The 12,256-nt window shown below is 62.9% G+C and carries 11 protein-coding genes; 3 read left to right on the top strand and 8 right to left on the bottom strand.

What is annotated here, in order from left to right; translation table 11 throughout:
- Positions 1-25: 25 nt before the first annotated feature.
- The 3 genes from B0G82_RS22500 to B0G82_RS22490 all read right to left on the bottom strand — a co-directional run bounded on the left by B0G82_RS22500 (position 26) and on the right by B0G82_RS22490 (position 4,418).
- Entirely contained in the window at positions 26-1,441 is a 1,416-nt protein-coding gene (locus B0G82_RS22500) for a PLP-dependent aminotransferase family protein (protein ID WP_121309092.1), read from the bottom strand.
- A 222-nt stretch (positions 1,442-1,663) separates the two neighbouring features.
- Positions 1,664-3,124: an NADP-dependent succinate-semialdehyde dehydrogenase gene (gene gabD, locus B0G82_RS22495; RefSeq protein ID WP_121309091.1), complete on the bottom strand. Its 1,461-nt coding sequence runs from the start codon at positions 3,122-3,124 to the stop codon at positions 1,664-1,666.
- A gap of 10 nt (positions 3,125-3,134) precedes the next feature.
- Positions 3,135-4,418 (bottom strand): 4-aminobutyrate--2-oxoglutarate transaminase, encoded by a 1,284-nt coding sequence (locus tag B0G82_RS22490; protein WP_121309090.1) that lies wholly within the window; start codon positions 4,416-4,418, stop codon positions 3,135-3,137.
- 123 nt (positions 4,419-4,541) lie between these two features.
- On the opposite strand from B0G82_RS22490, the gene B0G82_RS22485 reads away from it, so the two are divergent.
- Entirely contained in the window at positions 4,542-6,047 is a 1,506-nt protein-coding gene (locus tag B0G82_RS22485; RefSeq protein ID WP_121309089.1) for a PLP-dependent aminotransferase family protein, read from the top strand.
- Positions 6,048-6,064: 17 nt separating this feature from the next.
- Here the strand turns inward: B0G82_RS22485 and B0G82_RS22480 are convergent, their stop codons facing one another.
- From B0G82_RS22480 to phnC, 5 genes are all read right to left on the bottom strand, one after another.
- Complete coding sequence (locus B0G82_RS22480) at positions 6,065-6,637, bottom strand: PIN domain-containing protein (RefSeq protein WP_121309088.1); 573 nt, start codon at positions 6,635-6,637, stop codon at positions 6,065-6,067.
- Between the two features lie 3 nt (positions 6,638-6,640).
- On the bottom strand, positions 6,641-7,099 hold the full coding sequence (locus B0G82_RS22475) for a helix-turn-helix domain-containing protein (RefSeq protein ID WP_106277691.1): 459 nt from the start codon (positions 7,097-7,099) through the stop codon (positions 6,641-6,643).
- A 114-nt stretch (positions 7,100-7,213) separates the two neighbouring features.
- Complete coding sequence (gene phnE / locus B0G82_RS22470) at positions 7,214-8,056, bottom strand: phosphonate ABC transporter, permease protein PhnE (protein WP_121309087.1); 843 nt, start codon at positions 8,054-8,056, stop codon at positions 7,214-7,216.
- Positions 8,053-9,030: a phosphonate ABC transporter substrate-binding protein gene (phnD, locus tag B0G82_RS22465; RefSeq protein ID WP_121309086.1), complete on the bottom strand. Its 978-nt coding sequence runs from the start codon at positions 9,028-9,030 to the stop codon at positions 8,053-8,055. Before phnD ends, phnE begins: the two co-directional genes overlap by 4 nt.
- Positions 9,031-9,071: 41 nt before the next feature.
- Positions 9,072-9,977: a phosphonate ABC transporter ATP-binding protein gene (phnC, locus tag B0G82_RS22460; RefSeq protein ID WP_116145701.1), complete on the bottom strand. Its 906-nt coding sequence runs from the start codon at positions 9,975-9,977 to the stop codon at positions 9,072-9,074.
- A 291-nt stretch (positions 9,978-10,268) separates the two neighbouring features.
- Between phnC and B0G82_RS22455 the strand changes: the two genes are divergently transcribed.
- Positions 10,269-11,303 carry a M14 family zinc carboxypeptidase gene (locus tag B0G82_RS22455; RefSeq protein ID WP_106277200.1) on the top strand — a complete coding sequence of 345 codons (1,035 nt, stop codon included), beginning with the start codon at positions 10,269-10,271 and terminating at the stop codon, positions 11,301-11,303.
- The gene (locus B0G82_RS22450) at positions 11,300-12,100 is read left to right on the top strand and encodes an alpha/beta hydrolase (protein ID WP_116145700.1); all 801 of its coding nucleotides are present in this window, start codon (positions 11,300-11,302) and stop codon (positions 12,098-12,100) included. Before B0G82_RS22455 ends, B0G82_RS22450 begins: the two co-directional genes overlap by 4 nt.
- Positions 12,101-12,256 lie beyond the last annotated feature (156 nt).

Raw genomic sequence — 12,256 nt, 5'->3', positions numbered from 1 at the left:
GGTGTGCTCACAGGGAGCGCGTGGTTCATCGGCTCGCCTGCTCGAGCAGCGAGCCCAGTGTTTGGACAGCGCTCTCCGTGCTGTCGCTCCACGGATGACCGAAGTTCAAGCGGATATGATTCCGGAATTCGTGTCGCGCGGAGAAGATCGGACCCGGCGCGATGCTGATGCCGTTCTCTAGCGCAAGGCGGTGCAATTGCATCGCGTCGACATGCGACGGCAGCCGCAGCCACAGAAAATAGCCGCCGGACGGCAGCGTCCAATGCGAATCCTTCGGCATGTAGCGGCGAAGCGCGGTGTCCATCGAGGCGAGCTGATTGCGGAACGCACCGCGCAGCTTCCGCAGATGCTTGTCGTACCCGCCGTGCTGCAAATAGTCCGCTATCGCTGCCTGCGCGGGAATGCTGGCCGACAACGTGGTCATCAGCTTCAGGCGCTGCACCTTCTCGGCGAAGCGTCCCGCGGCGACCCATCCAATGCGGTATCCCGGTGCGAGCGTCTTCGAAAATGAACTGCAGTGCATCACGAGCCCCCTCGTCTCGAAGGCGATGGCGGGCAGCGGGTAGGTCGCCGCATGATGCAGTTCGCCGTACACGTCATCCTCGATAAGCGGCACGTCACGCTGGGCCAGAAATTCGACCAGCGCTTTCTTCTTCTCCTGCGACATCGCCGCGCCGGTCGGATTCTGATAGTTGGTCATGAACCAGCATGCGCGGATAGGATGCTTATCAAGGGCATCCGAGAGCGCTTGCAAATCGATGCCCGAAACAGGATCGACCGGAATCTCGACCGCCCGCAGATCGAGGCGCTCGATGGCCTGCAGGGCCGCATAGAATCCGGGCGACTCGATCGCGACCACGTCGCCCGGGCGCGTGACGGCCATCAAACACAGGTTCAATGCTTCCAGCGCGCCGTTGGTGACGACAAGCTGCTCCATCGGCTGAGCAATGCCCATCCCCATGTAACGCAACGATATCTGGCGGCGCAACGGCTCATTGCCCGGCGGAAGATCGACGACGGTGCTCCACGGACTGATCAAACGGCTCGAATGCCCGAGCGATCTGGCCAGACGCTGAAGCGGAAAAAGTTGCGGAGACGGAAAGGCCGAACCGAACGGCACCACATTGGGATGCTTCGCGGCTTCGAGCACCGAGAAGACGAGATCGCTGATCTCGACCCTGGCGGACTCCAGAGCGGCTTGCGGTCGGGGCGCCGGTTTGTGTTCGAGCGCGGCGCCCGGCGCGACGTAGTAGCCCGAGCGTTCACGTGCTCGAATCAAGCCCCACTCTTCGAGCAGGTAATAGGCGCGAAACACGGTGGACTGGCTCACGCCGTGCTGTGTGGTGAGATGCCGCAGCGACGGCATACGCGAGCCGACTGGCCGGCTGCCCGAGCGAATTTCATCGGCCATGGTGTTGGCCAGCATTTCGAAGCGTTTCATTTAACGGTCGTTATTCGGCTGCGTACACTGCGGTCAAGTGCCGCAATTGTGCCAGCAGTTTAACGACAGGCTTGGCGGAATGGGGATCCGTTTGTGTTCCCGGCGTCACAGCGGACGTTGCCACGACACAGCGGGTCAGTCGCCGTAGAGCCGACAAAAAAAACGGCCACGCCGGATATGCCGACGTGGCCGCTTCGCACTTTCTCATCTAAAGCTGTGCGTTCAGATCCCGCCGACGCACATGTACTTGATCACCACATAATCGTCGATGCCGTAGTGCGAGCCTTCGCGTCCCAGGCCCGATTGCTTGACGCCGCCGAACGGCGCGACTTCGTTCGAGATGAGGCCCGTGTTGATGCCGACCATGCCGTATTCGAGCGCTTCCGCGACACGCCAGACGCGGCCGATATCGCGGCTATAGAAGTACGACGCCAGGCCGAACTCGGTGTCGTTCGCGAGGCCGATCACTTCTTCGTCCGACGAGAAGCGGAACAGCGGCGCGAGCGGTCCGAAGGTTTCATCGCGTGCGACCTTCATGGCGGGCGTGACATCGGCGAGCACGGTCGGCTCGAAGAAGCCATGACCGAGCGCATGACGCTTGCCGCCGGTGACGATGCGCGCGCCTTTGGCAAGCGCGTCTTCGATATGCGACTCCACCTTGAGCACGGCCGCTTCGTTGATCAGCGGACCTTGCGTGACACTGTCTTCGGTGCCCTGGCCAACCTTGAGCTGTTCGACGGCGACGCGCAGTTTCTCGGCGAATGCGTCGTAGACCTTGTCATGCACGTAGAAACGGTTCGTGCATATGCAAGTCTGGCCGCTGTTGCGATACTTCGATGCAATCGCGCCGGCCACCGCGGCGTCCAGATCCGCGTCGTCGAATACGATGAACGGCGCATTGCCGCCGAGTTCGAGCGACACCTTCTTGACCGTCGGCGCGCACTGCGCCATGAGCAAACGGCCGACCGGCGTCGAGCCGGTGAACGACAGCTTGCGCACGATCGGATTGCCGGTCATTTCCGCGCCGATCGCTTTCGGCTCGCCGGTCACGACGTTGAACACGCCGCGCGGCACGCCGGCGCGTTCGGCGAGCACCGCGAGGGCGAGCGCGGAGAGCGGCGTGGCCTCAGCCGGTTTGACGATGATCGGGCAGCCAGCCGCGAGCGCCGGACCGACCTTGCGGGTGATCATCGCGGCCGGGAAATTCCACGGCGTGATGGCCGCGCAAACGCCGATCGGCTCTTTCGTCACGACGATGCGTTTGTCGTTGGCCGGCGTCGGGATCGTGTCGCCGTTCACGCGCTTGCCTTCTTCGGCGAACCATTCGAGGAACGACGCGGCGTACTGGATTTCGCCCCTGGCTTCGGCGAGCGGCTTGCCCTGTTCCGTGGTGAGGATCTTCGCCAGGTCGTCGGCGTTCTCCATCATCAGGTCGTGCCATTTGCGCAGGATCACCGCGCGTTGCTTGGCGGTCGTGGCGCGCCATGCGGGCCACGCGGCGTTCGCCGTGTCGATGGCGCGGCGTGTCTCCGCCGTGCCCATGCGCGGCACTGTCGCGATTGTTTCGCCCGTGGCGGGATTTTTCACTTCGAAGGTCGTGCCGTCGTCCGCGCCTTGCCATTCGCCCGCGATATACGCGTGGCTTTTCAGCAGCGACGGGTCCTTCAAACTCAACGTGATCATGTGGGTTTCCTTAAGCCGCGACGGTGACGCTGTCCTTGATCACGTCTTCGAGAATCGCCATGGCTTCTTCGAAGACCGCGTCTTGAATCGTCAGCGGGAACAGGAAGCGCACCACGTTCGAATAGACGCCGCACACCAGCAGCAGCAAGCCGCGTTCGAGCGCGCGCGTCTGCACGCGTTTGGTGAACTCCGCATCCGGCTCCGTGCCGCCCGCCTTGCAGAACTCGACGGCGACCATGCCGCCGGGGCCGCGCACATCGGCGATTTGCGGCACGTCGCTTTGCAGCGCGATCAGCTTGGCTTTGACGCGGTCGCCCAGCAGCGTGGCGCGCTCGCAGAGCTTTTCTTCATCGATGATATCGAGCACCGCATGCGCGGCGGCCACCGCCAGAGGATTGCCCGCATACGTGCCGCCGAGGCCGCCAGGCGCCGCGGCGTCCATCACGTCCGCGCGGCCGATCACGCCCGACAGCGGCATGCCGCCGGCGAGACTCTTGGCGACCGTCATCAGATCGGGCACTACGTCGTAGTGGTGCATGGCAAACAGCTTGCCGGTTCGCGCGAAGCCCGTTTGCACTTCGTCGGCGATCAGCAGGATGCCGTGTTCGTTGCACAGCTTGCGCAAGGCGCGCACGAATTCGGCGGGCGCCGGATAGAAGCCGCCTTCGCCCTGAACCGGTTCGAAGATGATCGCGGCGACGCGCTTCGGATCGATGTCGGCCTTGAAGAGGAATTCGATGGCCTTCAGCGAGTCGGCCGTGGTCACGCCGTGCAGCGGATTCGGGAACGGCGCATGGAACACGTCCGACGGGAACGGGCCAAAGCCGATCTTGTACGGCGCGACCTTGCCGGTCAGCGCCATGCCCATCAGCGTGCGGCCATGGAACCCGCCGGTGAAGGCGATCACGCCCGGACGGCCGGTTGCGGCGCGGGCGATCTTGATGGCGTTTTCGACGGCTTCCGCGCCGGTCGTGAAGAACGCGGTTTTCTTCGGGTGATCGCCCGGCGCGCGCTCGTTGAGCTTTTCAGCCAGTTCGACGTACGACGCGTACGGCACGATCTGATACGCCGTGTGGGTGAAGTGATCGAGCTGGTCGCGAATCGCGGCGAGGATCTTCGGATGACGATGGCCGGTGTTGCACACGGCGATGCCGGCGGCGAAGTCGATGAAACGGCGGCCCTCGACGTCCCACAGTTCCGCGTTTTCAGCGCGCTCGGCGTAGAAATCGCACATCACCCCGACGCCGCGCGGCGTGGCGGCGTCTTTACGGCTTTTCAGTTCTGCGTTCTTCATGGTCATCTCCTTCGCTCCTCGGTTTTTGCGGACGCCGCGCGCTCAGCGCAGCACATGCAGCGACTATAATGAGATTTGGCTCTTAACTTCAGAGCCATTTCAATAAAAATGTAGGAGCCAATCATGCGCGCGAGCGTTTTGTCCGACTGGCTGGCGCAGCGCCTCGATCGCGGCAACGGTCAGCCGATCTATCGCCAGTTGCACCGGCTGTTGCAGCAGGCGATCCTGTCGCGCGAATTGCCGCCGGGCAGCAAGGTGCCATCGTCGCGGTTGCTGGCGCAGGAGTTGGGCATTGGGCGCAACACCGTCACGCAGGTGTATGAGCAGCTCGTACTCGAAGGTTATGTCAGTTCAGCGACCGGACGCGGCACGTTTGTCGCCGACAGTGCGCCGGACGAGATCGTCGGCGTGCCCGATGCCGAGGCGCCCGCCGCGCGTTCCGAGCCGGCGCCGCAGCAGGCGCGGCGCGCGCTTTCCACGCGCGGCGCGCGGTTGATCGCCGGAGCGGGAGTGTCCAAGCGGCAGTGGGGCGCCTTCATGCCTGGCGTGCCCGACGTCACGAAGTTTCCGGCGCGCGTGTGGAGCCGCCTGCACAATAAATATTGGCGGCGGCTACGTCCGGACCTGCTGACGTATGCGCCGGGCGGCGGCCTGGCTTCGCTGCGGCACGCACTGGCCGACTATCTGCGCACCTCGCGCTCGGTGCGCTGCACGCCGGAGCAGATCATCATCACGACCGGAATTCACCAGTCAGTCGATCTGGCCGTGCGCCTGCTGTCCGATCCGGGCGACGTGATCTGGACCGAAGACCCCTGTTATTGGGGCGTGCGCAGCGTGCTGCACGTGTCCGGCCTGGAATCGCGGCCAATCGCCGTCGACGAGGAAGGCATCAATCCTTCCGCCGACGACCTCGCGCAGCCGCCGAAGCTGATGCTCGTCACGCCGTCGCATCAATATCCGCTCGGCATGGTGATGAGTCTCGCGCGACGCCGCATGCTGCTCGAATACGCGCGGCAGAACCAGTGCTGGATCATCGAGGACGACTACGACAGCGAATACCGCTATGGCAGCCGGCCGTTGGCTTCGTTGCAGGGTCTGGATACGTCGGGGCAGGTGATTTACGTGGGCAGCTTCGGCAAGACGCTGTTTCCTGGCTTGCGCATCGGCTACCTCGTGGTGCCGGAAGCGCTGGCGGAGAGCTTTGCCACGGCGAGCGCCGAGTTGTATCGCGAGGGGCAGTTGCTGCAGCAGGCGATGCTCGCGGAGTTCATCGCCGAAGGGCATTTCACGTCGCATATCCGCAAGATGCGTACGTTGTACGGGCAGCGCCGGCAGACGCTGCTGGACGCTGCCGCTCAGCGTTACGGCGACGCGTTGCCGGCGGTGGGCGGCGACGCCGGTCTGCATCTCGTGATGCAGTTGCCCGATGGCAGCGATGACCGGCGGGTCGCAGCCGCCGCGCTGGAGCGCAATATCGTCGTGCGGGCGTTGTCCGGGTATTACGCGCAGCCGTTGCTGGCGCCGTCGGGTTTGCTGATCGGTTACGCGTGCGTGCCGGATGAGGAGATCGCGCCGGCGTTCAACACGCTGGCCGATGCGATCGATGCGACGCTGCCGGAGTTTGTGTGAGGGGGAGCGCGTTTTGTTCAGATAGCGATGCTATAGGGCCGAACAGCCGAGACAGTTTGCGTGAGACCGAGGCTGGCCAAAGTGTCGAGATACTCGTCGACGGATTTTGGTGGGTTTTTTAACGATTTTCTGTGCTCGGCCATTGCTTCGAGCACCTTCGCCTGGTTGAGGTCGAACAGATCGGCGATGAAGTCGTCCGGATGTTGCGCGGTTACGTTGAACGTACTCAAGGCGGCAGCAGGAAAGTCTCTCAGATTGAACGTGACAATAAGCTCGGCCCCGCAATGGACCGCGGCGGCGACGACGTGTGCATCAGTGGGGTCCGGCAACTCGATAGCCGCTATCAGATGCTCGAAGTTTTCGACCAGTGCATCGCGAACATGGGCGTCCATGAGTTCGCGAACGCGATAGATTTTGGCGCGATCCAGGTCCGGACGGTTTGCGATCAGGTTGCGTACCCATTCGTCATGGATAGCGCGAGTCCAACGCGCGCGGAAGAGATCAGTCAGCGCCAGACGCATCAACAGGTCACGCAATGGTTGGGAGTACAGAACGCAAGCGTCGTAGACAGCAGTGAAATGTGACGACATCGGCTATTCCAGACCCATGTCCTGTGACAATGCCGCCATTTCGTCCAGCGCGTTGCGCCGCTGTGTATCAATGCGATTCTTGTAGGCCATCACGTCTTCGTACCGTACGCGCCGGTGAGTGTTCACCTTGCGGAACGGGATCTCTTTCTTCTCCAGCAACTGCACGAAGTACGGCCGCGACACGTTCAGGAGATCGGCAGCTTCCTGCGTGGTCAGTTCGGCATGAATCGGAATGATAGAGACGGCGTTCCCCTGGCCGATCTCAGTCAGAACATCGACCATCAGCCGCACGACCGACGTAGGCAACTCGACGGTGCGCGTTTGGCCCCTGTCGTCCTTGAAGTCGAACTGCTGTGTCTCGGCGCGGCTGGACAGCACCACAGACAGATTCCGGCTGGAGGTGCGGGCAAGCTCGGCCTCCTGTTGGGACGGAAGCGGGGTGGGATGGATGGTGGTGTTCATGGCGCGACTCGGCTCCTTCGATTTCGTCATTCTAAATCGAAATATTCGAAATCGCAATAAACGAAACGGAACGAAGGGCGGGTGAGGGGCCGTTGGTCGTCAGGCCGCCAACTTTCAGGTCACGCGCTCGCGCAGCCACGCCGAAACGAGGTCGATCACCGTCACGACCACGATCACCATGATCATCACGGCGGCCGTTTGCGCATAGTTGAACGAGCGAATCGCTTCGTACAACACCACGCCGATGCCGCCCGCGCCGACCATGCCCACCACCATCGCCGAGCGCACGTTCGATTCGAAGCGATACAACGCGTACGAGATCCACAACGGCAGCACTTGCGGCAGCACGCCGTAAATGATCTCGTCGAGACTGGTCGCGCCGGTGGCGCGCACCCCTTCAGCCGGGCGCGGATCGATGGCCTCGACCGCTTCGGCGAACAGCTTGGCGAGCACGCCGGTGGTGTGCACCCACAGCGCCAGCACACCCGCAAAAGGACCGAGCCCGACCGCGACGATAAACAGCATCGCGAAGACCATCTCATTGATCGCGCGGCACGCGTCCATGATGCGGCGCATGGGCTGCACGATCCACATCGGCGCCATGTTGTGGGCGGACATCAGTCCGCACGGCACCGCGCATACGAGCGAAAGCGCGGTGCCCCACACCGCCACCGAGAGCGTCACATACATCTCGTGCAGATAGCTGCGCCATTCGGTGAAGTCGGGCGGAAAGAAATCCTTGGCGAACTGGCCCATGTTGCCGGAGTCGCTGAGCAGATCCAGCGGACGCATGTCGGCGCCGTGCCATGCGCCGCCCAACACCGCCAACACCGCGATCCAGCCGACGAGCGAGAGCCAGCTACGCTTGCCGGCCGCCGGCGCGGGATGACGTGCCGCCTGGGCGTCGAGCGCTTCGCTCGCGCGCCCCGGCGACGTGACCAGATCGACCGTGTTCATTGCTTCGATTGCGCGATATTCAGCGCGCTCAGCTTCGCGTCGAGTGCGGCCAACTGGGTCCTGCGATCGTCATCGGAGAGATGCGTGTCGCTCGCGATCTTCTGCTTCTGCTGGAACAACGCGACCTGGCGGATCGGCAGCAACTGCGCATCCGACGATGCCGCGAAACCGCCATAGCCGAAAATGCCGGCCATTACCGCCTTTTCGTGTGCATCGGTCTTCGCATAGTTGACGAAGAAGTTGCGCAGCTTGTCCTTGGTGGCTTGCGGCAGATCCTTGCGCCACACGATCGGGTCCGACGGAATCAGCGGCGAGGTCCACAGCACGCGCACTTGCGCGAACTTGTCCGGATGCTGCTTCTTCAAGGAATCGAGCATTTCCGTATTGTTGGTCGCGATATCGATCTTGTTGTTCACGACGGCAAGCAGATTCGCCTCATGGCTGGAAGGCAGTACGGTCTTGAACGACGTATTGACCGGCGTGTTGTGCTGGGCGAACAGGTAGTAGCCGGGAATCAGCGTGCCGGACGTCGAGTTGGGATCGCCGAAGCCGAGCGTGACATCCTTCGTATTCTTGAACACATCGTCGAGCGTTTTGAAGCGGCTGTTCACGTTGGTGATCAACACGGATTTATATCCGGCGTCGCCATTCGCGTACACGGTTTTGGCAAACACCTCGCCTTGCGAACGATCCACCGCTTCGATCGCCGACGCATTGCCGAGATACGCAACCTGGACCTTGTTGAAACGCATGCCTTCGATAATGCCGGCGTAGTCCGTCGCGAAGAACGCCTTGACGTTAAGGCCGGTTTGCCTGTTCATGTCCTGAATCAGCGGTTCCCAGCGCTGTTTCAGCACGGACGACGAATCGGTCGAAATGATGCCGAGGTTCAGGTCTTCCGCTTGCGCGGTGGCGACAGCGGCAAGGGTCGCCGCGCCGACGGCCAGTGTGATCAATGAACGCAGGAATTTCATTGTTTGAGATCCGGTTGAGTTGACAGAACGAATGGGCGCGCTCAGTTCGAGTGCGCCGGATTGAGTGCGAACGCATAGCGCATGGAGGCGGGCGCGGTGTCCTGAAGTGGTGTGCCGCCGTTAGCGGTTTTCGTGTCGAGATCGTCCGCGCTTATAGCGGCTTCGTCGAGCAACTCGCGGGCGTCGTCGCCGTAGAGTTTCTTGAGCAACGCAGGCGTGAGTGCGGCGGAAGGTCCGTCGTAGACCACCTTGCCGCGGCGCAGCGCAATCGTGCGCGGGCAGTACTGCATCGCGATGTCGACCTGATGCAGCGAAACCAGCACCGTGAGTTGATGCTCGACGTTCAGCGTGCGCAGCATCTCCATCACGCGGCGTGCCGACTCGGGGTCGAGCGAGGCGATCGGTTCATCGGCGAGCACGATACGCGCGCGTTGCACCAGCGCACGGGCAAGCGCGGCGCGCTGCTGCTGGCCGCCGGAGAGATTGGCGGCGCGTTCGCGCGCATGTTCGCCGATGCCGACTTCGTTCAACGCAGCCATCGACAACGCCCGCTCGGCGCGCGGAAAACGGCCGCAGAGTCGACGCCACAACGGCAAGCGCGCGAGCGCGCCGATCAACACGTTGCTCTCGACGGAGAGACGGTTCACCAGATTGAATTGCTGAAACACGAAGCCGATATCGCGGCGAATGCTGCGCACCTCCCGCACAATGCGGCCGTTCTGCTGAATGGGCCGACCCAGAATCGAGATCTGCGACGGCTGCGCATCCGAAGCGGTGAAGCCCGCGATATGACGCAGCAACGTCGACTTGCCGGACCCCGAGGCGCCGATCAACGCAACCATTTCGCCCGGTTCGACGCGCAGATCGATTTCGTCCAGCGCCTTGCGGCCATTGCTGAACGTCTTGCTCAACCGTTCGATGCGAATTGCTTCCCGAATTGCTTCCATGACTACCCCTTGATGCATCCGGCCTCTGCCGGCATGTGTGGGGCTCATTCTAGGAAGCGTCTGTGACGGTTGAGTGAAGGCATCGCAACGTCTAGACGACTATATCTATCCGTGTCTTTTTTGCGTCGCCGGCAAGGCAGATTGGAGTCAATCGTTCGAATGGAAAATGACATGCATGTGACAGGATTTGCGTGGACCGGCGCCGCTTCAGCATGAGCGTCGCCGGCCAGGCTATATTGCGTCAATCGGTGTGCCGTCCCCATTAACCTTGCAATTGCTTGCGACATCGTCATGCAGCCTCTGAGCTTCCTTCCCGACAGTTTTGCGGAGTACGAAGATCTCAGGACGATCCTCGAGCAGGGCAGTGCGAGCTTCGCAATCCGCACCGTCTGCGAGACGACGGTGCGCGGCCGGCACTTCGCCGTGCAGACCGCGAGCATCGGCTCCACCGACCCGCAAGCGCCGGCAATCGGCTTTTTCGGCGGCATTCACGGGCTTGAGCGGATCGGCTCGCAACTCGTGCTCGACTACATGCGCGCGCTGCTTGCGCGGCTCGAATGGGACGAACTGCTGGTGCGCCAATTGCAGTCGATTCGTCTGATCTTTATGCCGATCGTCAATCCGGGCGGCATGTGGGCGGCCACGCGCGCCAACCCGAACGGCGTCGACCTGATGCGCAACGCGCCGCAGAACGCCGACGAACGCGTGCCGCTGCTGGCGGGCGGCCAGCGCGTGGGCGCCTGGCTGCCGTGGTATCGCGGCCGTGAGGGCGAGCCAATGGAGCCCGAGGCCTCGGCGTTGCTGCGGGTGGTCGAAACCGAGCTGGCCACGCGGCCGTTGAGCATCGCGCTCGATTGCCACTCCGGCTACGGCTGGAGCGACAGCATCTGGTTTCCGTACGCACGCACCCGCAAAGTGATGCCGCATCTGCCGGAAATGTACGTGCTGAAAACCATGTTCGAACGCGCGCATCCCCATCATGGCTACGCGTTCGAGCCGCAGAGCCATCAATATCTGTTGCACGGCGATCTGTGGGACTTCGCTTACGACCGCGCGCCCGCGCCCAACGTCTTTCTGCCCATGACCCTCGAACTCGGCTCCTGGCTGTGGATCAAGAAAAATCCGCGCCAGTTGTTTTCGCGTCAGGGCATGTTCAATCCGGTGAAGGCGCATCGCACGGCGCGCGTGCTGCGGCGTCACGCGAACCTGCTCGACTTTCTGGCGCGCGCGGCCTTTTCGTCGCAACGCTGGCTGCCGCAAGGCAATCGTCGCGAGCAATTGCTGCAAAGCGCGATCGACCATTGGTATAACCCGGAAAGCGTATGAGCACGTGGATCCTGCTGCGCGGCCTCACGCGTGAAATCCGCCACTGGGGTCGCTTGCCCGGCTTGCTGCATGGCGCGCTCAATGAAGCGGCCCCTCAGGCGGGCGCGCCTCGCCGTCTGCTGCTGCTCGATCTGCCGGGCAACGGCGAATTCACGCATTTGCGCGCACCGTCGACGGTCGCCGACATGGTCGGCTTCGTGCGCAATGCTGCTCTGCAAAGCGGCATGCCGGGTCCCTATTGCGTGCTGGCCATGTCGCTCGGCGGCATGGTGGCGACGGACTGGGCGCAACGGCATCCCTACGAGATCGAACGGCTGGTGCTGATCAATACGAGCATGCGGCCGTTCAGCCAGATGCAGGAGCGCTTGCGTCCTTCCGCATGGTCTGGCCTGCTGGGCGTGGCCGCGCACTGGCGCGACGCGCCGCGTGCGGAACACGGCATTCATCGGCTGACGTGCAATAACGTGCAGACGCTGGGTGACGATCTCGACACCTGGAGCCGCATTCGCCGCAGCGCGCCCGTGAGCCGTGGCAATGCGTTACGGCAACTTTGGGCCGCGGCGCGTTTTACCGCAGGCACGGCGCGGCCGGAATGCCCGTTGCTGATCCTCTCTTCGCGGGTCGACAAGCTGGTCGACCCTGTCTGCTCGGCAAAGCTGGCGGCGGCGTGGGGGGCCCTGCATTGCGAGCATCCGTGGGCCGGCCACGACCTGCCGCACGACGATCCGGCGTGGACTAGCGAACAGGTTCGCGCATGGCTCGCGCAGGAGCACGCGGTTCCCCGGGCCGTGCTTTAAATAGCCGGGCATGCCGTAACGATGCATTCACCGGCAGCGGGTATAACCTAAGTGCCGTCGTCCGTCGCATGCCGGTCGTCAGGTGCATAATTCCCCTTCAGACGATGCATGCGAATCAAGCGAGTATCAGGCCATACCCGCCAATGCCGCCCAGCC

The organism is Paraburkholderia sp. BL17N1 (assembly GCF_003634175.1).
Classification (GTDB): Bacteria; Pseudomonadota; Gammaproteobacteria; order Burkholderiales; family Burkholderiaceae; genus Paraburkholderia.
Note: the sequence above shows the minus strand (reverse complement) of the source record. Positions and strands in the feature narration are given on the sequence as shown.

Coding starts and splice junctions, on each gene's coding strand:
- B0G82_RS22450 (WP_116145700.1), top strand. CDS start 11,300: ATGAGCACGTGGATCCTGCTGCGCGGCCTCACGCGTGAAATCCGCCAC.
- phnC (WP_116145701.1), bottom strand. CDS start 9,977: ATGGAAGCAATTCGGGAAGCAATTCGCATCGAACGGTTGAGCAAGACG.
- phnE (WP_121309087.1), bottom strand. CDS start 8,056: ATGAACACGGTCGATCTGGTCACGTCGCCGGGGCGCGCGAGCGAAGCG.
- B0G82_RS22485 (WP_121309089.1), top strand. CDS start 4,542: ATGCGCGCGAGCGTTTTGTCCGACTGGCTGGCGCAGCGCCTCGATCGC.
- B0G82_RS22455 (WP_106277200.1), top strand. CDS start 10,269: ATGCAGCCTCTGAGCTTCCTTCCCGACAGTTTTGCGGAGTACGAAGAT.
- gabD (WP_121309091.1), bottom strand. CDS start 3,124: ATGATCACGTTGAGTTTGAAGGACCCGTCGCTGCTGAAAAGCCACGCG.
- phnD (WP_121309086.1), bottom strand. CDS start 9,030: ATGAAATTCCTGCGTTCATTGATCACACTGGCCGTCGGCGCGGCGACC.
- B0G82_RS22490 (WP_121309090.1), bottom strand. CDS start 4,418: ATGAAGAACGCAGAACTGAAAAGCCGTAAAGACGCCGCCACGCCGCGC.
- B0G82_RS22500 (WP_121309092.1), bottom strand. CDS start 1,441: ATGAAACGCTTCGAAATGCTGGCCAACACCATGGCCGATGAAATTCGC.
- B0G82_RS22480 (WP_121309088.1), bottom strand. CDS start 6,637: ATGTCGTCACATTTCACTGCTGTCTACGACGCTTGCGTTCTGTACTCC.
- B0G82_RS22475 (WP_106277691.1), bottom strand. CDS start 7,099: ATGAACACCACCATCCATCCCACCCCGCTTCCGTCCCAACAGGAGGCC.